The following is a 23835-nucleotide window of genomic DNA, read 5'->3' as shown; positions in this document are numbered from 1 at the left end:
CGGGAGTCGAATGGCGCCTATTGATCACAGCGATCATGCCGTTGACAAGCGGTGAATGTCGCAGGGGCGCCCGAGAGCAATCCGAAGGCGCATTCCAGCACCCGGCGCGGCGGGCGCGCCGTAAGGTTAATGTAATGAACATCCGGTCGGCGACACCGCCGCAGCCTACAGGCTGATGCAGTCCGGTCCGCCGTCCTCGACCAGGCGTTGCACCCGGTCGGCGCGCCGGCTCAGCACGGCACGCTGGTTGATGTAACCCTTGTCGGTGATCTCCCCGCCGTCGACCGAGGGCGGCTCGTGCAGCAGCAGGGCGTGGGTTGCGAAGGTCGAGGAGCCGCCGCCCTGCGCCTTCAGGGCCGACAGGCCCTGCCTCACCGCCGCACACACCGCGTCATGCGCCAGGACGTCGGCCACGGTGCTGGCGTCGCCGAGGCCGGTCAGCGCCCGGCAGGCCGCAATATTGGGGAAGACCAGGAAGCGCACGTCGTCGCGGCCATGGCCGCACACCACGATATCCTGCGCGAGCGGCGCCAGCGCCGCGATGCCGGCGAGGCGCAGCGTACCGACATTGACCCAGGTGCCCGAGGTCAGCTTGAAGTCCTCGCTCACGCGACCGTCGAAGAACAAGCCACGTTCCGGACGGTCCGGATCGGCGAGCCGCACCGCGTCGCCGATGCGATAGAAGCGCTCTTCATCGAACGCCTGCGCGGTGATGTCCGGCGCTTTCCAGTAGCCGGGCGTGACGTTGGGACCGCGCACCCGCACCTCGAGCTTGTCGCCCGACGGCACCAGCTTGATCTGCGTACCCGGGATCGGCACGCCGATGTTGCCGGAGCGCGCCGCCTGGAAATGGCAGTCGGTGGCGAGCGGCGAGGTCTCTGTCGAACCCCAGGCGGACACCATCGGCACCGCATGGCCAACGGTCGCGATCGACAGCGCCTCCAGCGCTTCCCAGAGATTCTGTGGCAGCGCCGCGCCGGCGTAGAACACCGCCCTGACCTCGCCGAAGAAGCGGCGGCGCAGCGCCTCGTCGTCGCGCAGCGCCGCGATCAGCATGTCGAAACCGCGCGGCACGTTGAAATACACCGTCGGGATCACGCTGCGCAGGTTGGCGAGCGAGGTGGCGAACAGGTTGGGCAGCGGCTTGCCGCCGTCGATGTAGAGCGTGCCGCCGTTGCGCAGCGCCATGTTGAAGTTGTGGTTGGCGCCGAAGGTGTGGCTCCAGGGCAACCAGTCCAGCAGCACGAGATCGACGTCGTTGAGGAACGGCCAGAGCTGGGCTTTGGCCGCCTGGCTGGTGGTCAGCATGCGCTGGGTGTTGATTACCGCCTTGGGCGCGCCGGTCGAGCCCGAGGTGAACAGGAATTTGGCGATGGTGTCGGGCCCGATCTGCGCGAACGCCCGCGCCACGTCGCCGCTCGGCGGCGTCGCCGCGACATCGGCAAAGGCCCGCACGCCCATCGCATCGCGCGGTGCGCCGGCCACCACGACCGCGGTGTGCAGCGGCGCGATGGCGGCGAGCGCCGGCGCGAAGGCTGCGGTATCGGCGACATAGATCGCGCCGGGGTCGAGCAGGCGGATCATGTCCTTGAGCTTGTCGAAGTCTTTCGACACCAGCGAATAGGCCGGCGAGATCGCCGCCGCCGGCACCCCGACATGCATCGCCGCCAGCGCGAACAGCGCATGCGCGATGCTGTTGTCGGAGAGGATGGCGAGCGGCCGTTCGGCCGACAGCCGCTGCGCCAGGATCCAGGAGGCGATCGCCTGCACCTGCCGCAACGCATCGCCATAGCTCAGCGTGCACCAGGGCTGTGCCGGATCGGCGCGCTCGGCAAGGAAGACGCGGTCCGGCCGCCGCCGCGCCCAGTCCTCCAGCCAGTCGCCGACGCAGCGCGCCGCCGGCGCGAGCGGCACCGGCGAGGTCAGGAGGATGCTGCCGTCGGCGCGGCGTTCGAGCCGTGTCTGCGGCGCGGCAAACAGATCGGCGCCTTGCAGGCGCGGGGTTGCGTCGGCGGCAGCCATGCGTCCCTCCCCTTCAATTCCACCCCTAGAATTCTCTTGGCGCGCCATCGCTGATACGGACTTGAGGGCCCGGCGGCGCTTGCGTCTTGCTTACGCGAGATCAGTCCATTTATGCAATATAATGCTTTAAATTGATGCAATATTATTCCTGAGACTACATCCGCTCTGCCGCTAAAACGGGCAACCGACCTGATCCGCAGCAGCCGGAGCGACCGGCGCCCCAGACCTAACAATCTGTTTTTCCTTCAAAATCAGCGTCATCAACGCAGCCGGCAGCGTTGTACACAATGGCACACCGCTTGCTTCGCACGATGACGCGACATTCGCCGGCGCCAGCGCCGACCGTGCCACGCAGGAGCCGCCCGTGACGCAGACACTGCCGACGACAAGCCGGCTGGCCGCCGAGCCGGAGCCCATCGATGTGCGATGGGCGACGACCGCCCTCCTGCTCATCGACATGCAGCGCGACTTCCTCGAACCCGGCGGCTTCGGCGAGACGCTCGGCAACGACGTGTCGCGGCTGCAGAGCGCGGTCGCCCCCTGCGCGGCGCTGCTCGCGGCGGCCCGCAAGGCTGGCCTCTCCGTGGTGCACACCCGCGAGGGCCACCTGCCTGACCTGTCCGACGCACCACCAGCCAAGGTGGCGCGCGGCGCTCCACGGCTGCGCATCGGTGACCCCGGCCCGATGGGTCGCATCCTCATTCGCGGCGAGGCCGGCCACGACATCGTGCCGGCGCTCGCGCCTGCCGCCGGCGAGATCGTGATCGACAAGCCGGGCAAGGGCGCGTTCTACGCCACGCCGCTCGGCGAGGTGCTCACCCGGCGCGGCATCGACACGCTGCTGGTCGGCGGCGTCACCACCGAGGTCTGCGTCAACACCACCGTGCGCGAGGCCAACGACCGCGGCTATCGCTGCATCGTGCTCGCCGACTGCTGCGCCTCCTACTTCCCTGCATTTCACGAGGCCGGCCTGCAGATGATCAAGGCGCAGGGCGGCATCTTCGGCTGGGTCAGCAGCTCGGCAGCCGCGCTCGCCGCGATGGGCGCACCGCAGCCCGTCCGCACCTGACGTTCCCTTGCGATGATCATGGACTTCCACGTGATCGAGACCATCGACCAGATCGTTGCCGCCCACCGCTCCGGAACCACGACGCCCGCCGACACCGTGGCGCGCACCTTCGCCCGCATCCGCGGCCATGGCGATCCCGCTGTGTTCATCAGCCTGCGCGACGAGGCGGAGGCGGTCGCGGAGGCCCGCGCGCTCGCCACGCGGGACGCCGCGACACTGCCGCTCTATGGCGTGCCGGTCGCCATCAAAGACAATATCGACGTCGCCGGCCTGCCGACGACCGCCGCCTGCCCGGCGTTCGCCTATACGCCGACGCGTGACGCCACCGCGGTGGCGAAGCTGCGCGCCGCCGGCGCGATCGTCATCGGCAAGACCAACCTCGACCAGTTCGCGACCGGCCTCGTCGGCGTGCGCTCGCCCTACGGCATTCCGAAAAACCCGGTCCATGCCGACCTCGTGCCCGGCGGCTCGAGCTCCGGCTCGGCGGTCGCGGTCGCCGCCGGCCTCGTGCCGCTCGCGCTCGGCACCGACACCGCCGGCTCCGGCCGCGTGCCGGCGATGCTCAACAACATCGTCGGCCTCAAGCCCAGCGTCGGCATGATCTCGACCGCCGGCGTGGTGCCGGCCTGCCGCACCCTCGATTGCGTCTCGATCTTCGCACTCACCACCGACGACGCGGTGACCGCGCTCTCCGTGATGGCCGGCCCTGATGCCGCCGATCCGTTTTCCCGTAACCACCCTCTCGGCGCCGTCGGCGGCCTGCCCAAGGGCCTGCGAATCGGCGTGCCGCGCACAGAACAACTGGTGTTCTTTGGCGATCGGGCATCGGAGGCGGGCTATCAGGCAGCCCACGAACGCCTGGTGCGACTCGGCGCGACGACGGTCGAGATCGACCTCGAGCCATTCTATGAGACCGCCCGCCTGCTCTACGAAGGTCCCTGGGTCGCCGAACGCTACCTTGTCATTCGCGACCTGCTGGCCTCGGATCCCGACGCCATCCACCCGGTGACGCGCGAGATCACGCTGGCGGGCGCCCGCCCCACGGCTGCGGACGCGTTCGCCGCATTCTACCGCCTCGAGGCGCTGCGCGCCGTCGCCCGCACCACCTTCGCCGGCATCGACGCACTGCTGCTGCCGACCGCACCGACCGCCTACACCACCGCGCAGGTGCTGGCCGATCCGATCACGCTCAACAGCCGGCTCGGCACCTACACCAACTTCGTCAACCTGCTCGACCTCTGCGGCATCGCCGTGCCCGCCGCGATGCGCGACGACAGCATTCCGTTCGGCGTGACGCTGCTCGCCCCCGCCGGCCATGACGCCGCGCTCGCGGCGATCGCCCGCGTCTTCCATGCCGACACTCAACTCGCCGTCGGCGCCAACGCGCTGCCGCAGCCGCCGCTGCGGGCGCACACGGCCCGTCAGGACGGCATCGCCATTGCAGTCGTCGGCGCCCATCTCTCCGGCATGCCACTGAACGGCGAGCTCACCGCACTCGGCGCCACGCTCGCGGAGACGACCGCGACCGCGCCGGACTACAAGCTCTATGCCCTTGCCGGCACGACGCCGCCGAAACCCGGCCTGCTCCGAGTCGAGGCCGGCGGCGGCGCGGCCATCGCTCTGGAGATCTACATGATGTCGGCGGCGGCGTTCGGCACCTTCGTCGCGGCGATCCCGCCGCCGCTCGGCATCGGCTCGATCCGCCTCGCCGACGGCCGCCTGGTGAAGGGCTTCCTGGTCGAGCCCGCTGCGCTCAGCGGCGCCCGCGACATCTCGCACTACGGCGGCTGGCGCGCGTTCACAACGGCGCAGGCGACCGCATCGGGGTGAGAGGCCAACCCAAGAGGATGAGACCAGGCGGAAAGCGCCTGCTCTGCACTCCGGCGTCATCACCGGGCCGGCGCGTAAGCGCCGAAACCCGGTGATCCAGCTTCAAAAGCTTGCGTTGTGCGGTGAGCAAGCTGGATTGCCGGATCAAGTCCGGCAACGACGCAGTGGGTGTCGAGACGTCGAAGCTAAACCGTCAGCCGCGATCTGTGATCGCGCTTGCCACCGCGGCTAACGGCAAGCGCCTGCCTCACACCGAATCCGCGTAGATCTCATACTCGCCGCGCACGAGGTCGATATGCTCGCGCATCGCCGCCGCGGCGCCGGTACGGTCGCCGCGCATGATCGCGACCAAGACGCGATCGTGCTCGGCCTGGGACTTTGCCAACCGGCCGAGGTTGCGGAACTGGGCGCGGCGGAACGGCTGCACCCGCACCCGCGTCGCCAGCGTCATCTCGGCGATGTAGGTGTTGCGCGATCCGGCATAGATCGCGTTGTGAAACTGCTCGTTGACATGATGGAAGCGTTGCGGATCGCCGGCGTAGCTCAGCAGTCGCAACTGCTCGTGCAGCGCCTCGAGCCCGTGGCGCTCGGCCGGTGACATCCGCTCCGCCGCGAGCCCGGCGCACAGCGCCTCGAGCTCCGCCATCGCCTCGAACATGCTGTTGAGCCGCTCGACGCCCGGCCGCGCCACCACCGCGCCACGGTGGGCGCGCGATTCGACGAGGCCGCTCGCGACCAGCTGCCGCAGCGCTTCGCGCACCGGCGTGCGCGACACCTTGAAGCGCCGCGCCAGATCGCTCTCGTCGAGCGCCGCGCCCGGCAGCAGTGCGCCGCGCACGATGTCGTCGGCGAGCTGCAGCCGCAGCTCCTCCGCCAACGTCACCTTGCCGATGCCTGGCACCACACGTTCACCGCGCGCCGCATCGCCGCCGCTTGCGCCAACACCCGCGCGCGCCCCCACCATGATGTCGTCGAACGCCATGCCGCAATCAGTCCTTAATCAGTCCTTGGCCTGCTCGTGCAGTGGCCGGTCGATCACGCTGACATGGGCGGCGACGATGTGCCAGCCGTCAGCGAAGCGCACCCAGGTCTGCATCTGCCGCCCGACCCTATCCGGCGCGGAGGTGCGGTGAAACAGCGTGGAGGCGACCGCCATGTCGCGGCCATAGGTGGTGATCACGGTGCGGCTGAGGTCGCGCGCAAGCCCCGCCGGCGAACGGCCGGCGCGGAATGCCCTGATCGCGGCATAACCGTAGAGGTTTTCGCCGATTCCGTAGCGCAGCGTGCGCGGATCGTCGCGGAACAGCGCGTCGAGGGTCGCGACGTCGTTCGACACCAGCGCGGCCTCGTAACGCGCGAACGCCGCCTTCACCTCGGCGACCACGTCAGGCAGATCAACGTCCATGAACGCATTCCTCTCCTAGAATTGTGCGGGTCGCGGCGCCACCGCCACGCCCTGTTGTTCGAGCGCATGGGCGACGCGTAGCGCGATGTCTTCCCGCCACGGCGCGGCGATGATCTGCACCCCGATCGGCAGCGGCGACAGCGGCAAGGGCACCGCCACCACCGGCAGGCCGATGAACGAGATCGGCTGGGTGTGGATGCCGATATTGGCGCGCACCGGCAACTCGACGCCGTCGAGGACGAAGTTGACCTGGCCGAGCTGCGGCGCGACGCAGGGCGTCGCCGGCGCGATGATGACGTCGACGTCACGGAACAGCGCCAGCACCTGGTCGCGGTACCAGCGGCGAAATTTCTGCGCCCGCTCGACGAACGGCCCCGGCACCAAGGCGCCGGCGATCAGGCGGTCACGCACCGCGGGATCGAAATCCGCAGGCCGGTGGCGCAGCCGGTCGAGATGCAGCGACGCGCCCTCGACCGTGGAAATCACATACGCCGCCGCACGGGCACGCGCCGCTTCCGGCAGTTCGACCTCGCGCGTGACGCCGAGCGCCCGCGTCACCCGCGCCACCGCCTCGATCGCCTCCGGAAACAGCGCGGTGCGGAAATGACCGCCGGCGACCGCGATCCGCAGCCCATCCAGGCCGCGGGCAAGTTGTGCCGTGACCGGCTCGACGGACGTGGCGGCGCACGCCGGATCGTCCGCATCCGCTCCCTGCATCGCATCATACGCCAGCGCGAGGTCGCGCGTGCTGCGCGTCAGCGGGCCGAGATGGTCGAAGCTCGACACGAACGGGAACGAGCGCGCCCGCGACAGCCGGCCGTAGGTCGGCTTCAGGCCGAACAGGCCGCAGAACGACGACGGCACCCGGATCGAGCCATTGGTGTCCGAGCCCAGCGACAGCGGCACGAGGCCGCCGGCCACTGCGCCGCCGGAGCCGCCGGACGAGCCGCCGGTCATCCGTGTCGGATCATGTGGGTTGCGTGAGGGGCCGTCATGGATGTTCTCGCCGGTGAAGTCATAGGCGTATTCGCCCATGTTGAGCGCGCCGACGAGCACCGCGCCGGCCGCCTCCAGCCGCTCGATCAGCGTGGCATCGCGCGGCGCCGGGACGCGATCGCGGTTGATTTTCGAGCCGGCGCGGGTCGGCAGCGCCTGCACGTCGAACAGGTTCTTCACCGCGAACGGCACCCCGGCGAGTGGACCTGCGGCCTCGCCGCGGGCGAGCGCGGCATCGACCGCATCGGCGCGGGCGAGCGCACGCTCGGCGACCACATCGGTGAAGGCATTGAGCACGCCGTTATGCGCAGCGATGCGCCCCAGCGCAGTCTCGATCGCCTGGCGCGCGGTGAGCCGGCCGGCTGCGACGGCGGCGGCGATCTCGCCGGCCGACGCCCAGCCATTCCTGAGATTGCTGTCGGTCACGGCGTCAGGCCCTGAACAAATCGGCCGGCTCGGCCTCGTCAGGCAGCGGCATGTCGTCGACGAGCCGTGCGAAGCGCAGGGTCACCGCGAGGTTGGCGCGCACCGCAGGTTTCCACTCCTCGGCGACGGGAAGGTCGAGCGCGGCGGATGCCGCCGCGATGTAGGCGTCGAGCTGATCGGGCGTCATGAGGCACCTGCCACTGTCATTGCACTACCGTCATTGCATCACCGTCATTGCACCACCATCATCGGTTCGGCCGCCGGCGGATGTGGGATCGCCGCCAGCAGCTCGCGGGTGTAGTCGGCCTGCGGCGCCGCCAGCACCGCCTCGGCCGGCCCCTGCTCCACGATCCGCCCCGCACGCATGACTATGACACGATCGCACAACAGCCGCACCACATTGAGGTCATGGGAGACGAACAGGTAGCTCATGCCGAGTGACTGCTTGAGGTCCTGCAGCAGGTTGAGCACCACCGCCTGCACCGAGACGTCGAGCGCGGCGGTCGGCTCGTCGAGAATGATCAAGTCCGGCTTGAGCGCGATCGCGCGGGCGATGCCGACACGCGCCTTCTGGCCGCCGGAGAGCTGGTGTGGAAAGCGGTCGAGCAGCGCCACCGGCAGACCGACCTGGGTTGCCAGTTCCTCGCAGCGCCCCCGCAGAGCATCGCGGCTCATCGGCTCCCCCATCCGCAGGATCGGATCGGCGATGGCGCGCGCCGCGGAGAAGCGCGGATTGAGGCTGTCGGTCGCATCCTGGAACACCATCTGGATGCGGCGGCGCAACGCTGAGCGCGCAAACGCCTTCGGCAGCAGGTTGCCGATCTCCTCACCATCGAAGGCGATGCGTCCGGAGGTCTGGTCGAGCAGCCGCATCACCATCATCGAGGTCGTCGACTTGCCGCAGCCGGATTCGCCGACAAGGCCGACGCTCTCGCCACGTCCGACCGTGAAGCTGATGCCGTCGACCGCGCGGAAGCGGTCCGGCTCGACCGGCGGCCGCTTGCCGAACAGCCGGCCGAGCGAGGCCGAGGCGCCCTGGCGTGGATAGTCCTTGACCAGCTTGTCGACCAGCAGCAGGGGCGGCGTCACCACCACAGGCCCGCTCGCCGCCACGGTCGCCGCGGCAGCCGGCAAGGTTTCGTCCTCAGGCAGGAGATCGCGCAGGCCGACACCGAGCCGCGGCGTCGCCCGCATCAGCTTGCGGGTGTAGGGATGGGCCGGCCGGGCGAACACGTCGGCGGCGACCGCCGTCTCCACCACCCGCCCCTTCTCCATCACCACCACACGGTCGCAATAGGCGGCGGCGAGGCCGAGGTCATGGGTGATGAGGATGGTCGAGAGGCCGCGCTGGCGCGTCAGATCGACGATCAGGTCCATCACCGCCTTCTGGGTGGTGACGTCGAGGCCGGTGGTCGGCTCGTCGGCGATCAGGAGCTGCGGGTTGCAGGCCAGCGCCAGCGCGATGACGACGCGCTGGCACATGCCGCCGGACAATTCGAAGGGGTAGGCATGGTAGCGCTCGCGCGGCCGCGCGATGCGCACCTGCTCCAGCGCCGCGATCGCCTTCTCGGCACGCTCGGCACTCGACGCCTGGGCGTGCTGGCGCAGCACGTCCTCGATCTGCTCGCCGACCTTGCGGATCGGGTTGAGCGCGGCGCGCGGGTTCTGGAAGATCATCGAGATCTCGCGGCCGCGCAGGTCGCGCATCTGCGCCTCCGATGCGGAACCGATGTCGATGCCGGAAAAGCGGATGGCGCCATCGGCGATGCGGCCGGCACGGTCGAGGATGCGCATCACCGCATAGGAAGTCACCGACTTGCCGGAGCCGGACTCGCCGACAATGGCGAGCGTCTCGCCCTTGGCCACCGCGATGTCGACGCTCTGCACCGCCCGCACCGGGCCGCGCCGGGTGGCGAATTCGACCGTCAGGTCGCGGACATCGAGCAGCGGAAGCGCAGCCATGAATCAGGTCCTCCGCTGCGGATCGACGATGTCGCGCAGGCCGTCGCCGAGCAGGTTGAAGCAGAACACCGCGATCATCAGCGCGAGACCGGGAAACAGCGCGATCCACCATTCGCCGGACACCATGAAGGCGGCGCCCTCGGCGACCATGATGCCCCACTCGGCGGTCGGCGGCCGCACGCCAAGGCCGATGAACGACAGGCCGGCGGCATTGAGGATGGCATAGCCCATGGTCAGCGACATCTGCACGATCATGATCGGCATGATGTTGGGCAGGATGTGGCCGAGCAGGATGCGCATCTCGCCATTGCCCGACAACCGCGCCGCCTGCACGAAGCCGGCGTCGCGGTGAACATTGGCCTCGGCACGCGCAACGCGCGCATAGAGCGGAAAGTTCACGATCGCGGTGGCGATGACGATGTTCTGCACGGTGTTGCCGAGCGCGGCGACGATGCCCATCGCCAGCACGAACAGTGGAAACGCCATGATGGTGTCGGCGATGCGGCCTACAATACGGTCGGTCCAGCCGCCGAAATAGCCGGCGGCGACCCCGGCGAGTCCGCCCATCAGGAACACCAGCACCACCGAGGCGACCGCGATGAACAGGTCGAGCCGGGTCGCGACCACGACGCGGCTGAGAATATCGCGGCCGAGCTGGTCGGTGCCGAACCAGTGCGCCGCCGAGGGTGGCCTCAGCGCCGCCGCGGTATCGCTGGCGAGCGGATCATACGGCGCCAGCCAGGGCCCGATCAGCGCCGCCAGCACGATGCCGAGCAGCAGCGCGAAGGCGAAAGCGGTGACCGGGTTTTCCGACAACACGTAGCGGGCATGCTGCAATGTTGCGGCGAACCGCGACGGGCGGGCCGAAGCGGAGATATCGGAAGCGGGGGCAGCGACGCTCATCCCTCAAGCCTCACACGCGGGTCGATGACGCCGTAGAGAATGTCGATCACGAGATTGAGCAGCACGTACATGATCGCCATCGTCAGCACGAAGCCCTGCACCGGCGCGAAGTCGGAGGCGATCAGCGCCTCGACCGCATAGGAGCCGATGCCCGGCCAGGCGAACACCTTCTCCACCAGCACATTGGCGCCGAGCAGGAACGAGAACACCATGCTCAGCGTGGTGATGACCGGCAGCATGGCGTTGCGGAATGCGTAGGTGACGATCACCGTGCGCGGCGCGAGCCCGCTCGCCCGCGCGGTGCGGACGAAATCGGACGCCAGCACGGCCAGCATCGCCGCCCGCGTGATCCGCGCGATCGGCGCCAGCGAGAAGATCGCGAGCGTCGCCGCCGGCAGGATGAGCTGGCCGAGCGCGGAGCGGAAGGCTTCGAAGTCGCGCACGAGCAGGTTGTCGATGATGTAGAATCCCGTCACCGCCGGCGGCGCGGTGGCGTAGACGTCGAGCCGTCCGAGCGGCGCCGGCGCCCAGCCGAGCCTGAAATAGAAGACATAGACCAGCACCAGGCCGGTGAAGAATACCGGCAGCGACACCCCGGCCGTGGTGGTGATGCGGCAGACATGATCGACCAGCGAGCCCGGCCGCGCCGCGGCGGCGATGCCGAGCGGAAGCGCGATCGCGACCGCCAGCACGAGGCCGAGCAGCGTCAGCTCGGCGGAGGCCGGCAGGCGGTTGCGGATCTCGGTGGCGACCGGCTGCCCAGTGGTCAGCGAGGTGCCGAGGTCGCCGTGGGCGAGATCGGCGGTGTAGCCGATGAACTGCTGGATCAGCGGCTTGTCGAGGCCGAGCTTCTTGCGGATCTGCTCAACCGCCTCCTTGGTCGCGGCGGGGCCGGCGAAGTACGCCGCCGGGTCACCCGGCAGCGCTCGCGTCAGCAGGAAAGTCACGATCACGACGCCGATCAGGCTGGGGATCGCGAACATCAACCGCTTGCCGATCAGGCCGAGCATGGTGCTGCCTCGCCTGTCCTTACGCCTTCACGAGTGTGCGGTAGTCGAGCCGGCGGTGGAACCAGTACTGGTAGCCGGAGATGTTCTTCTGCATCGCGACGTTGACATAGGGCTGATAGAGCGGAATGCGCGGCATGTCGGTGAAGGCGAGATCGACGAAGCCTTTGACATCGGCGTCATAGGCCGCGGTGTCGCCGACGGCCGCGGCGGCGCGGGCGCCATCGATGAGCTTGTCCATCTGCGGCGACTTGTAGCTCATGGTGTTGAAGACGGAATTGTTGCCGTGATAGCACCAATAGAAGAAGTACTCGGGGTAATCGAGCCAGCCCGAGAACACGTTGGTGTAAAGCGGCATCTCCTTCTTGTTGAGCTCGGTGCGCCAGTTGGCGCCGGGGATCTTGTTGATCGTCGTCTTGATGCCGATCTGCGCGAGGCTCTCCTGCACCAGCACGCACAGCGGCTCGTTGACCACGGCAAAGCCGAGGTCGAATGACAGCGTGGTCTCGAAGCCGTTGGGATAGCCCGCCTCCGCCAGCAGCGCCCGCGCTTTCGCGATGTCGGTGACGTATTTGGTCGGCTGCGGCCAGGCGACCTCGGTCGGCTTGTCGGCGGCTGCGCCGAACATCGGATTGGCGAGGCCGAACAGCACTGCGTCGACGATCTTCTGGTACGGCATGGCACAGGCCAGCGCCTGGCGCACCTTGGGATTGTCGAACGGCGGTCTCGTGACATTCATGCCGATGTACTGGATGCCGTTGCTGAATGGCAGCGACACGATTTCGAGCTTGCCGGCCTGCTTGAGCTCGGCGAAGTCGCGATAGGGCAGCTCATAGGAGATGTCGGCGTCGCCGCGCTCCAGCAGCGCGCGGCGGTTGCCGGCCTGCGGCACCATGCGCCAGATCACGCGCTTGATCTTCGGCAGCGGGCCGCCGACCCAGTTGTCGTTGCGCTCCATCACCACTTCGGTGCCGGCCGTCCACTTGGTCACGCGGTAGGCGCCGGAGCCGGCGGTCTGCTGCTTGGTGAATTCGAGGCCCCAGGGATCCTTCTCGGTGGCGTTCTTCTTCACCAGCTCCGAGTTGACCACGCAGGGCACGATGACAGCGAGATCGGGGATGGTGAGCTTGTCCCGCGTCAGGAAGTCGACGCGCACGGTGCGGTCGTCGACCACGACGAACTGCTCCGGCTTGGTCAGCGAGCCCGCGCTCATCTGGAAGGTGGGAAAGCCGCCGACGCTGACGGCACGGTCGAGCGACCACTTGACGTCCTTCGCCGTCACCGGCGTGCCGTCATGGAAGGTCGCATTCTTCTTCAGCTTGAAGGTCACCGACATGTCGCCAACGGTCATGTCCTCGGCGAGCTCGGGCTTGAACTTGTCGCGGTCGTAATAGGGCACACCGCCCGGACCGCTCTTCATCTCGTGGCTGATCAGCCGGTCGTAGCAATTCCACGACACCTCGTAGCCGGGCACGTTGGTGCCGACACCATGGATGTCGAGGTTGTTGGGCCCGCTCTCGGACACCACCAGCAGCGTCTCCTGACGGCTCTGCGCCTGCGCGCTCGACCACACCGCGGGCCCGGACACCAGCGCCCCTGCGGCCAGGCCCGAGGCAGTTTTCAGGAAATCACGACGCTTCATGGAGGTCTCCGCTGGCTGACGGAGATGACTTCGCAAGGACTATGCCAAGGCGGCACGACAGCGGGGACCGCGTTTAATCGATTGATCTACTTCCGTTATTTCAAAATCGCAGCGCACCGCCGCGTCCGAGGCGTTGCATACAGCGCGCGGCAAATGCCTAAAATATCGGCAGACACCGCTTCCGCCTTCAAAATCATCCGCGGTGCCCCGATCACGCAGCAGAAGCCAAGCGGCTCAAGGCTTTAGAATAAGAATAGGTCAAATCGAACCACTCATCAGGCCTCGGTGAATTGCCGCGACAACGGCGCTGCGACTACAAGGGGATCACGCCAGCGACGGCCGCGGCCATCGCGATCCATCCGGCGACGCGTGATCTGCGCAGCGCAGAGTTCGCCGGCCCACCACCTTGAGACGATCACGAGGTCTCGGACCAATCCCCATCATGACGCACCAGGACCAGCCCTGCCGCGCCAATGCGGCCATCCGCTCGCGCCGGACCACCGGCCGCACCATGCCGGCGAGCCTCGCAGGCGCGCTCGTCGCACTCGCCACGACGCAGGCGAGCGCAGCAACGGCCACCGGCCTGCTGCCGCGCGACCTGTCGCCCTGGGGTATGTTCCTCAACGCCGATATCGTGGTGAAGGCGGTCATGGTCGGCCTCGCCTTCGCCTCCCTGGTCACCTGGACCGTCTGGCTGGTCAAGACGCTGGAGCTGATGCGCGCCAGCCGTCGCGCGAAGCTGCGCCTTGTCGCGCTCGACACCGATACCACGCTGCCGGATGCCGCGCGCGCCTGCGGCGACGGCGAGGATGCGGTGGCCCGGATCGTCCAGTCCGCCGCACGCGAGAGCGCGCTGTCGGGCAACATCTTCGACGACGGCCTCAAGGAGCGCGTCGCATTGCGGCTTGAGCGCGTCGAGAACGCCATGGTCCGCCAGATCAACCGCGGCACCGGCGTGCTCGCCACCATCGGCGCCACCGCGCCGTTCGTCGGGCTGTTCGGCACGGTGTGGGGCATCATGAACTCGTTCATCGGCATCTCGGAAGCCAACACCACCAACCTCGCGGTGGTGGCGCCGGGCATTGCCGAAGCGCTGCTCGCCACCGCGATGGGCCTGATCGCGGCAATTCCGGCGGTCGTGATCTACAATCACCTCGCCCGCGTCACGGCGACTTACCGTGCGCTGCTGGGCGACGCTTCCGCGCAGGTGCTGCTGCTGCTGAGCCGCGACCAGAGCCGCCGCCTGCCTCACATCGCCCGCGCCGCGGAGTAGATCATGGGCGTGAGGCTGGGCGGCCGGCGTGCCGGCGATGACGAACTGGTGGAAACCCACGACATCAACGTCACGCCCTTCATCGACGTCATCCTGGTGCTGCTGATCATCTTCATGGTGGCGGCGCCGCTCGCCACCGTCGATGTCGGCGTCGACCTGCCGGCCTCGACCGCCGAACAGCAGCCGCGCCCGGACAAGCCGGTGTTCGTGACCGTGAAGCCCGATCTGACGCTCGCGGTCGGCGAAACCGCGACACCGCGCGAGGGTCTGTCCGGCGCGCTCGATGCCGCGACCGCCGGCAGGAAGGACGAGCGCATCTTCCTGCGCGCCGACAAGGCGGTCAGCTACGGCGACCTGATGACGGTGATGAACCTGCTGCGCGATTGCGGCTACCTGAAGATCGCGCTGGTCGGGCTCGACGGCCGGGATGGCCCGCGATGACCGCGTTCGCGCTCGACACCTCCTCGCCCCGCCGGGAGCTGCTCCGCTGGGCGCCGGCGGCACTGGTGGTGGTTGCGGCGCATGCCGGCGCCTTCGCCGCGATCGTCGGCTGGCAGGCGAGCCAACCGTCGCCGGGCGCGACCATTCCCGCCGTGCTGATCGACATGGCGCCGGTGTCGGCTGCGCCGCAGCCGCAGGAGCAGGATCTTGCGCCCGGACCGACCATGCAGCAGGCGGACGCGCCCGCGCAGGAGACCGCGCCCGAGCCGGCTCCCGACCTGATCGCACCGACGCCGCAGCAGCCTCAAGCCGTGGTCGCCGCACCGCCGGAACAGAAGGCGAAGCCGACCCCCGAACCGGTGAAGCCGAAGGCCAGGCCGCGGCCTGACGTGAAGAAACGCAGCGAAAGCCCGCCGGCGCCACGCACCACCGCCCCGCCGCGCGCTGAGCGTATCGCCCCGGTGCAGAACGCCGCTGCGACCGGCGCCGCCGCGGCGGCGGCCGCTGCGTCCTACCGATCGATGCTCGCCGCGCACCTGCAGCGCTTCAAGCAGTATTCAACCGTCTCCCGCGCCAAGGGCGAGACCGGCGTCGCAACGCTGAGCTTCACCATGACCCGCAGCGGCCGCGTGCTCAGCAGCCGGATCAGCCGCTCGTCCGGTCATCCGGCGCTGGACGCCGATACCATGGCGCTGATCCGTCGGGCCGAGCCGTTGCCCGCCTTCCCGCCGGAGATGCGGGACAGCTCGATGACCTTCAACGTGCCGTTCTCCTACGAGCTGCACTGAGCGCCGGCGCGCCTCAGGGATTGGCGCGCTCGAACTGGCGCAGCAGCTTGTTGCCGCGCTCCACCGCGTTGTCGAGCGCACTCTGCGCGCTCTTCTTGCCGGCGAACGCCTGCTCGAGCTCTTCCTCGATGACATCGCGGATCAGCACGAACGAGCCCAGCCGCAGCCCCCTGGAATTCTGCGTCGGCGGCTTCAGCGTGATCTGCTCGATCGAGATCGCGGTGCCGGGGTTGCGTTCGTAGAAGCCCTGATTGCGGGTCAAATCGTAGGCGGCGCGGGTGATCGGCAGGTAGCCGGTGTGCTGGTGCCAGGCGGCCTGCACCTCGGGCCGTGACAGATAGGTGAAGAATCGCGCCACGCCCTTGTATTCCGCGCGCGGCCGGTCCTTCAGCACCCACAGCGTAGCGCCGCCGATGATCGAGTTCTGCGGCGCGCCCGGCACATCCGGCCAGTAGGGCAGCATGCCGTAGCCGACCTCGAACCTGGCGTTGGCGACAATGTCGGCGCGTGTCGCCGACGACCCCAGGAAGATGCCGCACTCGCCGCGCTGGAAGCGCGGCTCCGCCGTGGTGCCGCGGCCGCTGTAGTCATAGACCTTGGTCTTCTGCCACTCCGCGAGCTGTGCGATGTGGTGAACCATCAGCAGGTTGTTGAAGGTGAGTACGGCGTCGAGGCCGCCCATGCCGTTGGCGCGGGTGGCAATCGCAATGTTGTGTAGCGCTGAAAAATTCTCGACATTGACCCAGGACGGCCAATGGGTGGTGAAGCCACAGGCCACGCCGGCGGCGCGCAGGCGCTGTGCGGTCGCGCCGAGTTCCGGCCAGGTCTTGGGCGGCACGTTCGGGTCCAACCCGGCCGCACGGAACAGGTCCTTGTTGTAATACAGGATCGGCGTCGAGGCATTGAACGGAAACGACAGCATGTTGCCGTCGAGATCGGTGTAGTAGCTGGCGACCGCGGGCAGATAGGCCATGGGAAAGAACGGCTCGGCCTCGTCCCGCATCAGCTCGTACACCGGGTAGGTCGCGCCCTTGGCCGCCATCATGGTCGCGGTGGCGATCTCGTTGACCTGCACGATCGCAGGCTGGGTGCGCGAACGGAATGCGAAGATCGCCGCGGTGACGGTCTCGGTGTAGCTGCCCTTGAACACCGGAACGATCCGGTAGTCCGACTGGGTTCGATTAAAATCGTCGGCGAGCTTGTCGATCTGGCGGCCGAGTTCACCCTGCATGGCGTGCCACCAGACGATATCGGTGGCGGCGCGGGCCGGGCCCTGCGTCAGTACGGCCCACAGGACGAGCGAGGCCAAGAGCCCCAGCAGTCCGTTGCGCCCCGTTCTGATCCTCACTGCCGCGCCTCCGCCCATTGCCGCCAGAACACCGGCCGGTCACAGGACATTTACCCCTCGGCAGGGCATTTATGCCATCAGACCGCCGTCTCCCGCCCCCCGGGAGCGCCAGATAGCCAGTTCCGGACGCTTTCTGCTAAGATCAGCTAGTGTCCCACCTCGCAAGTTCGTAGCATTTCCAACAAGCTTTGCACGAACCTGCGAAGCGATCAGGACACTAACAGTCTTTCTCGAAATTGATATTGCACCAGAGGTGATGCGTTGTCGCTGCTCCGATCCCTCCGCAAGTCGCTGGCCGCGCTGCTGTTGACGGCCGCCGCCGCAGTGCTGACCGGACCGGCCGGAGCCCGGGAATTCCGCGCCGCCGATACCCAGGCCGAGGACTATCCGACCGTCCAGGCGCTGCGCTACATGGGCCAGCTCGTCGCCGAGCGCAGCCATGGCGACTATGTGATCCGGGTCTTCCACTCCAACCAGCTCGGCGAGGAGAAGGAGACCATCGAACAGACCCGCGTCGGCGCCATCGACCTCAACCGGACAAACGTGGCACCGATCGGCAGTTTCGTTCCTGCCGTCAACGTGCTGGCGCTGCCGTTTCTGTTCCGCTCGGTCGATCACCTCAACAAGGTGCTGGACGGCCCGATCGGCCAGGAGATTCTGGCGAGCTTCGAGCCCTATGGCTTCATCGGCMTCGCCTTCTTCGATTCCGGGGCGCGCTCGATCTACAACAGCGTACGGCCGGTGCGCACGCTTGCCGACATGAAGGGACTGCGGATCCGCGTGCAGCAATCGCCGCTGATGGTCAGCATGATCAAGGCGCTGGGCGCCGAACCGGTCGAGCTGCCCTATGGGCAGGTCCGCACCGGCCTCGCCACCAAGCTGATCGATGGCGCAGAGAACAACTGGCCGTCTTATGTCACCACCGACCACTATAAATATGCCGGCTACTATACGCTGACCGAGCACACCATGAGCCCGGAGGTGCTGGTGATGTCGAAGAAGGCCTGGGACAGCCTGAGCCCGGATGGCCAGGCCATGTTCCGCCAGGCGGCCCGGGAGGCCAGCATCTTCATGCGGAAGAAGTGGAAGGAGCTCGAGGACAAATCGCGCCAGCAGGCCGAGGCCGCCGGCGTCTCCATCATCACCGAGTTCGACCGCGCGCCGTTCGAGGCGGCGATGGCCGGCATCCACCAGCTGGCCCTGAACGACCCGGCGATGGCCAATCTCATCCAGCGCATTCGCAAGGTGCAGTAGCCAGAGGGTCCGACGTTGCCGACCGCCCCCTCGATCCCCAAAGCGGTACAGCCGGCCAGCGACACGGACACGCTGGCCGCGCGCAGCCGCTTCGGCATCGTCGACCTGGTCCGCGCGGTCCCGATCCGCTGGCGCATCCTGTCGATCGCCGCGCTCAACTCCGCCGTCGTGCTGGTGCTCGCCGGCCTGATCTGGAGCGGCGCCAAGGTGCTGGATTCGGCCTGGGACGACGTGCGGCAGGTGCGCAAATCCGACAAGGTGCTGGCTCTGCTGGAGAGCGAGACCGGCCGGCTGCAGAACCTGATCCATCGCTACATCAACCAGCCGAGCCCGGACCTGTTCGCGGAGATCCTGCTGCTGCGCGAGGCGGTGCTCGGCACGCTGAAGAGCCGCGCCTCCACCGACCCGATGCTGTCGGGCTCGGTGGCCGAACTCGAGCGGGTGACCGAATCCTTCCTCGACGGTTTCGGCGAGCTGCGCTCGGTGCAGGCGACCATCGCCAAGACTTATGAGGAGCAGGTGCTGACGCCGGCCCGCGACATGGCCGGGCTGTACTCGATCATCGAGGGCGCGACCGGCCGGCGCGAGGCGCTGATCTGGCCGGCGCTCGGCAAATCGCGCGAAGCCTTCACCGCGATGCTGGTCGCCGCCAATGCCTACTATCTGTCGCTCGCCTCCGAGTCGGTCGAGGAGGCGCGCCGCAACACCGAGACCATCGAGCGCACCATCCCGGTGATGAGCGATCTTGCCGAGAACGACCTGCAGCGCATCGCGCTGCAGCGGCTGAAGCAGCGCACCGAGGCGCTGCGCGAGGGCCTCGGCAAGCTGAGCGACCAGTTCGCCACGCGCACCGCGCTGTTGCGCAACTCGATCGACGCCAGCCAGGCCGAAACCATTGCCGCGATCGACGGCCTGTCGGTGAAGATGCGCCAGCGCGAGCAGCTGGCTCAGGAAAAATTCGACAAGACGCTGGCCGACATCTCGCGCAAGGTACTGTCGATCTCGCTGTTGTTCCTCGCGCTGATCATCGTCGCCGGCATCATCATCGCGCTCAGCATCCGCCTGCCGCTGCAGCAGATCATGACATCGATGCAGGCCATCACCTCGGGCGACCTCGACCGCGAGGTGCAGGGCACGAAGGCGACCGACGAAGTCGGCGCCATGGCCCGCTCGGTCGAGGTGTTCAGAGAGAACGCCATCGCCAAGCGCGCCGCCGAGGAGGAGTTGCGCGCCGCCAAGGAGCGCGCCGAAAGCGCCCTCGCTGAACTCAGCGCGACCCAGCAGAACCTGATCGACGCCGAGCGCCTTGCCGCGCTCGGCGGCCTCGTCGCCGGCGTGGCGCACGAGGTCAACAACCCGATCGGCATCAGCCTTACCGTCGCCTCCAGCTTCGCCCGGCGCAGCGAGGCGTTCGCCGATGACCTCGCCGCCAACACGCCGCTGCGGCGCTCGCAGCTCGACGAATTCGTCCGTCAGTCGCGCGACGCCGCCCAGCAACTGGTCGGCAACCTGCAGCGCGCCGGCGAGCTGATCCAGTCGTTCAAGCAGGTCGCGGTCGACCGCTCCCATGCCGAGCAGCGCGAGTTCGACCTGCGCGAGGCCACCGACCAGATCATCGCCAGCCTGCGGCCGGTGCTGAAGAAGGCGCCGATCACCGTCGTCATCGAGGTGCCGGACAATCTCGCCCTGAACAGCTACCCCGGCTCCTACGGCCAGGTGCTCACCAACCTGTTCCTCAATGCGGCCAACCACGCCTTCCCCGATGGCCGCGCGGGCACCATCCGCATCACCGCGGCGCCGCGCGGCGCCGACGATGTCGAGCTGACCTTTGCCGATGACGGCATCGGCATGACCACCGAGGTGCAGCGCCAGGCTTTCGATCCGTTCTTCACCACGCGGCGCAGCGAGGGCGGCACCGGCCTTGGCCTGCACATCGTCTACAACCTCGTGATCCAGCAGCTCGGCGGCCGCATCCGCCTCGAGTCCAAGACGGGACACGGCACGACCTTTCGCATCATCCTCCCGAGAAACGCCGCAAACGGCTCGGGACCCATCACCAGCACAACGGAACGCGGGACCAGGCAATGGCCGACCAGGACGATGTCCTCCATCTGATCGACGATTCCGACCATCCGCCGGTGGCCGACACCGGCCGCCGGTGGAAGATCGCAGTGATCGACGACGATCATGCGGTGCACGAGGGCACGCGCTTCGCGCTCAGCGATTACAGCCTCAACGGCCAGGGGCTCGAAATCCTGTCCGCCTACTCGGCGGCCGAGGGCCGCGAGCTGATGAAGGCCCACGGCGACATCGCCGCGGTGCTGCTCGACGTCATCATGGAGACAGACTCCGCCGGCCTCGATCTCGTGGAATTCATCCGCAGCGACCTGCAGAACGAAACGGTGCGCATCATCCTGCGCACCGGCCAGCCCGGCCAGGCGCCGGAGCGCCGTGTCATCGTCGACTACGACATCAACGACTACAAGGCCAAGACCGAGCTGACCGCCGACAAGCTGTTCACCTCGCTGACGGCGGCGCTGCGCAGCTACCAGCAGCTCGAGCGCATGGTGCAGACCCGCCGCGGCCTGGAAATCATCATCGACGCCGCCTCGACGCTGTTCGATTTCCGCTCGATGCAGCGCCTCGCCGAAGGCGTCCTCACCCAGATCGCCTCGCTGCTCAATGTCGACTGTGCCGGCATCCTGGTGCTGCGCGACGGCAGCGACGTCGGCGAATCCTTTTCGGTGCTGGCGGGCTCTGGCTGCTACAGCCGCTTCACCGGCCACGGCGAGCCGCAGCCGCTCGACGTCGAGCTGCGGCGGATGGTGGAGGCCGCGTTCCAGCGCCGCAAGCACGACTTCGCCGACCACCGCACCGTGCTCTATGTCCGCACCGGCAGCGGCCGCGAGGTGGTGGTGCTGCTGGAGTCGGCCAAGGAATTGTCCGACACCGACCGCTCGCTGGTCGAGATCTTCGGCAGCCGGCTGTCAATCGCCTTCGACAACGTCATCCTCTATCAGCAGCTGCAGGACGCCAATTCCCAGCTCGAGGACCGCGTCAGCGAACGGACGCGGGCGCTGATGACCGCCAACCGGCGGCTGTCGTCGCAGTGGTTGCGGCTGCAGCGCGCCAACGCCTTCAAGAACGAGGTGCTGGGCACGGTCGCCCACGACCTCAAGAACCCGCTCGGCGTCATCCTCGGTCGCACCGAGATGCTGAGCGAGTTGCTGGGGGTGGACTCCGCCAAGGAGCACATCGCTGCCCAGGTCGATCACATCCGCGATGCCACCCGCCGCCTCACCGTGATGGTCGATCACCTGATCTCCGACGCCATGGCCGACGCCTTCGACATCACCATCCGCCGCGAGCCGGTCGACATCGCCCACCTCGTCGCCGAGGTCGCCGAGGCCAACCAGCCGCTCGCGCTCAACAAGCAGCAGACCCTGACGGTGTCGGCGCCGGCCAACCAGATGGCGATGTGCGATTCCGACCGCATGCGCGAGGCGATCGACAATCTCGTCAGCAACGCCATCAAGTATTCGCCGATCGGCGGACGGATCGCGCTCGCGGTCGATCAGGACCGCGACGCGCTCGCCATCCGCGTCAACGACGAGGGCGCCGGGCTGTCACCGGAGGACATCGCGCGGCTGTTCGGCCGCTTCCAGCGGCTGTCGGCCAAGCCCACCGCCGGCGAAAGCTCGACCGGCCTCGGCCTCTCCATCGTCAAGCGCATCGTCGATATGCATGGCGGCTCCGTCGCCGCGCACAGCGCGGGCCCCGGCCAGGGCTCGACCTTCTCCATCCTCCTGCCCTGCGTGAAGTCGAACTGACATGAGCCAGCCCCCCCACATCATCATTGTCGACGATGAAGCGCCGGCGCGCGAAATGGTCGGCGACTACCTGAAGATGCATGGCTTCGGCGTGACGCTGTGCGACGGCGGCAAGAGCCTGCGCGGCGCCATCGCGACCGGCATGCCCGATCTCGTGGTGCTCGACCTCAACATGCCGGAAGAGGACGGCTTGTCGATCATCCGCGACCTCAAGAGCCGCAGCGACGTGCCCGTGATCATGCTGACCGCGACCGCGAGCCCGATCGACCGCGTCGTCGGCCTCGAGCTCGGCGCCGACGACTATCTGGCAAAACCCTGCGAGCTGCGCGAACTGATGGCGCGCATCCGCTCGGTGCTGAGGCGGAGCACGCCGGCCAAGGCCGCCGCGGCCCCTGCGGAAACGGCCAGGGCCAAGGACGCGCTGGTCCGGTTCGGAACCAAATGGCTCGACCTCGACGCCCAGGCGCTGCGCGACGACGACGGCAACGAGCACCCGCTGACCGCCTCGGAGTTCGGATTGCTCAAGGTGTTCGCGGCCAACCCCAAGCGGGTGCTGTCCCGCGAGCGGCTGCTGGAGCTCGCCAATGCCCGCGACAGCGAGGCGTTCGACCGCGCCGTGGACCTGCGCATCATGCGGATCCGGCGCAAGATCGAGCCCGATCCGACCCGCCCGAGCGTGATCCGCACCATCCGGGGCGGCGGCTATGTGTTTTCCCCGGCCGACGACAAGGCCTGAACAACTCTCATTGAAATCATTGATGTTTTTCCGCGATTGTTTCGTCGCGGCGGCGACGACGAAACAAAAAGGCCGGGGCACGAAACCATTTTCCCCTTGGCAAGGAAACGGCGTGAAACGGCGCCCCCCTATCAATGTTCCCAACGACGCGCACCGAAGCGCGAGAGGGAGCCGATCATGCAGACCGCAATCGCCATCACCAGCGCAGCCGGCAGGGGGATTCTCGCCGCGCAGGCCACCTCGGACGAGATGCTGATCGAGAGCATCGCCAGCGGCGAAAAGAGCGCGATGCACATCCTCTACGCCCGCCACCACCTGCGAACCTACCGTTTCATCCTGCGCATCGTGCGCGATGCTTCGATCGCCGAGGATCTCGTCAGCCAGGTGTTTCTCGACGTATGGCGCACCGCCGGCCAGTTCGAGCAGCGCTCGCAGGTCTCGACCTGGATCCTGTCGATCGCCCGCTTCAAGGCGCTGACCGCGCTGCGCCAGCGCCGCTTCGAGGACATCGACCAGGACGAGGTGCTGCAGATCGCCGACGGCAACGACGATCCGGAAGCCGCGTTCGATCGCGCCCGCACCAGCGCCGTGCTGCGCGCCTGCATGAGCAAGCTGTCGGCCGCGCACCGCGAGGTCATCGACCTCGTCTACTATCATGAGAAGTCGGTGGAAGAAGCCGGCGCCATCATCGGCATTCCGCAGGCCACCGTGAAGACCCGCATGTTCTATGCCCGCAAGGCGCTGGCCGACCTGCTGCGGCGCGAGGGCATCAACAGCCTCGCGGCCTGAACGGCCGCGCGGCGTCGCAACACCCCGGTCGGCGAACCGCGCCGGTTCCAGTCACGTTGGCGTGCGCATCCATCGCCCCGCTCCGGGTGGACATCCCGTCCTATACCCATCACG

20 protein-coding genes are annotated in these 23835 nt (G+C 68.0%); 10 read left to right on the top strand and 10 right to left on the bottom strand.

From position 1 onward, the window contains the following. Nucleotides 1–165 precede the first annotated feature (165 nt). Nucleotides 166–2022 (bottom strand): feruloyl-CoA synthase, encoded by a 1857-nt coding sequence (locus tag AB4Z37_RS10445; protein ID WP_441516656.1) that lies wholly within the window; start codon nucleotides 2020–2022, stop codon nucleotides 166–168. Nucleotides 2023–2386: 364 nt separating this feature from the next. Between AB4Z37_RS10445 and AB4Z37_RS10440 the strand changes: the two genes are divergently transcribed. Both AB4Z37_RS10440 and atzF read left to right on the top strand, forming a co-directional pair. Continuing rightward, nucleotides 2387–3091, top strand: coding sequence for a cysteine hydrolase family protein (locus AB4Z37_RS10440; protein ID WP_441516655.1), 705 nt, complete (start codon nucleotides 2387–2389; stop codon nucleotides 3089–3091). Nucleotides 3092–3109: 18 nt separating this feature from the next. After that, nucleotides 3110–4921, top strand: coding sequence for an allophanate hydrolase (gene atzF, locus AB4Z37_RS10435; RefSeq protein ID WP_441516654.1), 1812 nt, complete (start codon nucleotides 3110–3112; stop codon nucleotides 4919–4921). 247 nt (nucleotides 4922–5168) lie between these two features. Here atzF and AB4Z37_RS10430 read toward each other — a convergent pair whose 3' ends face one another. Genes AB4Z37_RS10430 through AB4Z37_RS10395 form a run of 8 tightly spaced genes read right to left on the bottom strand, consistent with a single transcriptional unit; the run spans nucleotide 5169 to nucleotide 13262 of the window. Beyond that, nucleotides 5169–5903, bottom strand: coding sequence for a GntR family transcriptional regulator (locus AB4Z37_RS10430; RefSeq protein WP_441516653.1), 735 nt, complete (start codon nucleotides 5901–5903; stop codon nucleotides 5169–5171). An 18-nt stretch (nucleotides 5904–5921) separates the two neighbouring features. Next, entirely contained in the window at nucleotides 5922–6326 is a 405-nt protein-coding gene (hpxZ, locus tag AB4Z37_RS10425) for an oxalurate catabolism protein HpxZ (RefSeq protein WP_441516652.1), read from the bottom strand. A gap of 15 nt (nucleotides 6327–6341) precedes the next feature. Further along, a complete protein-coding gene (locus AB4Z37_RS10420; protein WP_441516651.1) occupies nucleotides 6342–7748 on the bottom strand; it encodes an AtzE family amidohydrolase in 1407 nt (468 codons plus the stop codon). A gap of 4 nt (nucleotides 7749–7752) precedes the next feature. Next, the gene (locus tag AB4Z37_RS10415) at nucleotides 7753–7935 is read right to left on the bottom strand and encodes a DUF4089 domain-containing protein (protein WP_441516650.1); all 183 of its coding nucleotides are present in this window, start codon (nucleotides 7933–7935) and stop codon (nucleotides 7753–7755) included. Between the two features lie 44 nt (nucleotides 7936–7979). Continuing rightward, on the bottom strand, nucleotides 7980–9710 hold the full coding sequence (locus tag AB4Z37_RS10410; protein WP_441516649.1) for a dipeptide ABC transporter ATP-binding protein: 1731 nt from the start codon (nucleotides 9708–9710) through the stop codon (nucleotides 7980–7982). A 3-nt stretch (nucleotides 9711–9713) separates the two neighbouring features. After that, nucleotides 9714–10613, bottom strand: a complete 900-nt coding sequence (locus AB4Z37_RS10405; protein WP_441516648.1) for an ABC transporter permease — start codon at nucleotides 10611–10613, stop codon at nucleotides 9714–9716. After that, entirely contained in the window at nucleotides 10610–11623 is a 1014-nt protein-coding gene (locus AB4Z37_RS10400) for an ABC transporter permease (RefSeq protein WP_441516647.1), read from the bottom strand. The genes AB4Z37_RS10405 and AB4Z37_RS10400 overlap by 4 nt, the downstream gene beginning before the upstream one ends. A gap of 19 nt (nucleotides 11624–11642) precedes the next feature. Next, complete coding sequence (locus AB4Z37_RS10395) at nucleotides 11643–13262, bottom strand: ABC transporter substrate-binding protein (protein ID WP_441516646.1); 1620 nt, start codon at nucleotides 13260–13262, stop codon at nucleotides 11643–11645. Between the two features lie 511 nt (nucleotides 13263–13773). Between AB4Z37_RS10395 and exbB the strand changes: the two genes are divergently transcribed. Genes exbB through AB4Z37_RS10380 form a run of 3 tightly spaced genes read left to right on the top strand, consistent with a single transcriptional unit; the run spans nucleotide 13774 to nucleotide 15764 of the window. Beyond that, entirely contained in the window at nucleotides 13774–14535 is a 762-nt protein-coding gene (gene exbB / locus AB4Z37_RS10390) for a tonB-system energizer ExbB (protein WP_441516767.1), read from the top strand. 3 nt (nucleotides 14536–14538) lie between these two features. Further along, the gene (gene exbD, locus AB4Z37_RS10385) at nucleotides 14539–14976 is read left to right on the top strand and encodes a TonB system transport protein ExbD (RefSeq protein WP_441516645.1); all 438 of its coding nucleotides are present in this window, start codon (nucleotides 14539–14541) and stop codon (nucleotides 14974–14976) included. After that, the gene (locus AB4Z37_RS10380) at nucleotides 14973–15764 is read left to right on the top strand and encodes a TonB family protein (protein WP_441516644.1); all 792 of its coding nucleotides are present in this window, start codon (nucleotides 14973–14975) and stop codon (nucleotides 15762–15764) included. Before exbD ends, AB4Z37_RS10380 begins: the two co-directional genes overlap by 4 nt. A 13-nt stretch (nucleotides 15765–15777) precedes the next feature. Here AB4Z37_RS10380 and ugpB read toward each other — a convergent pair whose 3' ends face one another. Next, entirely contained in the window at nucleotides 15778–17130 is a 1353-nt protein-coding gene (ugpB, locus tag AB4Z37_RS10375) for a sn-glycerol-3-phosphate ABC transporter substrate-binding protein UgpB (RefSeq protein ID WP_441516643.1), read from the bottom strand. A gap of 273 nt (nucleotides 17131–17403) precedes the next feature. Here ugpB and AB4Z37_RS10370 point away from each other — a divergent pair, with 273 nt between their 5' ends. The 5 genes from AB4Z37_RS10370 to AB4Z37_RS10350 all read left to right on the top strand — a co-directional run bounded on the left by AB4Z37_RS10370 (nucleotide 17404) and on the right by AB4Z37_RS10350 (nucleotide 23721). Beyond that, nucleotides 17404–18366, top strand: a complete 963-nt coding sequence (locus tag AB4Z37_RS10370; protein ID WP_441516766.1) for a TRAP transporter substrate-binding protein — start codon at nucleotides 17404–17406, stop codon at nucleotides 18364–18366. 72 nt (nucleotides 18367–18438) lie between these two features. Next, on the top strand, nucleotides 18439–20481 hold the full coding sequence (locus AB4Z37_RS10365) for a sensor histidine kinase (protein WP_441516765.1): 2043 nt from the start codon (nucleotides 18439–18441) through the stop codon (nucleotides 20479–20481). Further along, entirely contained in the window at nucleotides 20451–22196 is a 1746-nt protein-coding gene (locus AB4Z37_RS10360; RefSeq protein ID WP_441516642.1) for a DUF3369 domain-containing protein, read from the top strand. Before AB4Z37_RS10365 ends, AB4Z37_RS10360 begins: the two co-directional genes overlap by 31 nt. Nucleotide 22197: 1 nt before the next feature. Next, a complete protein-coding gene (locus tag AB4Z37_RS10355) occupies nucleotides 22198–22932 on the top strand; it encodes a response regulator (protein WP_441516641.1) in 735 nt (244 codons plus the stop codon). A gap of 177 nt (nucleotides 22933–23109) precedes the next feature. Continuing rightward, nucleotides 23110–23721, top strand: coding sequence for a sigma-70 family RNA polymerase sigma factor (locus tag AB4Z37_RS10350; protein ID WP_441516640.1), 612 nt, complete (start codon nucleotides 23110–23112; stop codon nucleotides 23719–23721). Nucleotides 23722–23835 lie beyond the last annotated feature (114 nt).

It is taken from the genome of Bradyrhizobium sp. 2TAF24 (assembly GCF_052115025.1).
Taxonomy (GTDB): Bacteria; Pseudomonadota; Alphaproteobacteria; order Rhizobiales; family Xanthobacteraceae; genus Bradyrhizobium_A.
The sequence above is the reverse complement of the archived record's forward strand: the minus strand, read 5'-3'. Positions and strand labels throughout refer to the sequence as shown.

What these genes read in the sequence shown, in the direction of transcription:
- hpxZ (WP_441516652.1), bottom strand. Translation starts at nt 6,326, where the DNA reads ATGGACGTTGATCTGCCTGACGTGGTCGCCGAGGTGAAGGCGGCGTTC.
- AB4Z37_RS10415 (WP_441516650.1), bottom strand. Translation starts at nt 7,935, where the DNA reads ATGACGCCCGATCAGCTCGACGCCTACATCGCGGCGGCATCCGCCGCG.
- AB4Z37_RS10445 (WP_441516656.1), bottom strand. Translation starts at nt 2,022, where the DNA reads ATGGCTGCCGCCGACGCAACCCCGCGCCTGCAAGGCGCCGATCTGTTT.
- AB4Z37_RS10380 (WP_441516644.1), top strand. Translation starts at nt 14,973, where the DNA reads ATGACCGCGTTCGCGCTCGACACCTCCTCGCCCCGCCGGGAGCTGCTC.
- ugpB (WP_441516643.1), bottom strand. Translation starts at nt 17,130, where the DNA reads ATGGGCGGAGGCGCGGCAGTGAGGATCAGAACGGGGCGCAACGGACTG.
- AB4Z37_RS10395 (WP_441516646.1), bottom strand. Translation starts at nt 13,262, where the DNA reads ATGAAGCGTCGTGATTTCCTGAAAACTGCCTCGGGCCTGGCCGCAGGG.
- exbD (WP_441516645.1), top strand. Translation starts at nt 14,539, where the DNA reads ATGGGCGTGAGGCTGGGCGGCCGGCGTGCCGGCGATGACGAACTGGTG.
- AB4Z37_RS10410 (WP_441516649.1), bottom strand. Translation starts at nt 9,710, where the DNA reads ATGGCTGCGCTTCCGCTGCTCGATGTCCGCGACCTGACGGTCGAATTC.
- AB4Z37_RS10350 (WP_441516640.1), top strand. Translation starts at nt 23,110, where the DNA reads ATGCAGACCGCAATCGCCATCACCAGCGCAGCCGGCAGGGGGATTCTC.
- AB4Z37_RS10360 (WP_441516642.1), top strand. Translation starts at nt 20,451, where the DNA reads ATGGCCGACCAGGACGATGTCCTCCATCTGATCGACGATTCCGACCAT.
- AB4Z37_RS10430 (WP_441516653.1), bottom strand. Translation starts at nt 5,903, where the DNA reads ATGGCGTTCGACGACATCATGGTGGGGGCGCGCGCGGGTGTTGGCGCA.
- AB4Z37_RS10355 (WP_441516641.1), top strand. Translation starts at nt 22,198, where the DNA reads ATGAGCCAGCCCCCCCACATCATCATTGTCGACGATGAAGCGCCGGCG.
- AB4Z37_RS10400 (WP_441516647.1), bottom strand. Translation starts at nt 11,623, where the DNA reads ATGCTCGGCCTGATCGGCAAGCGGTTGATGTTCGCGATCCCCAGCCTG.
- AB4Z37_RS10405 (WP_441516648.1), bottom strand. Translation starts at nt 10,613, where the DNA reads ATGAGCGTCGCTGCCCCCGCTTCCGATATCTCCGCTTCGGCCCGCCCG.
- atzF (WP_441516654.1), top strand. Translation starts at nt 3,110, where the DNA reads ATGGACTTCCACGTGATCGAGACCATCGACCAGATCGTTGCCGCCCAC.
- exbB (WP_441516767.1), top strand. Translation starts at nt 13,774, where the DNA reads ATGCCGGCGAGCCTCGCAGGCGCGCTCGTCGCACTCGCCACGACGCAG.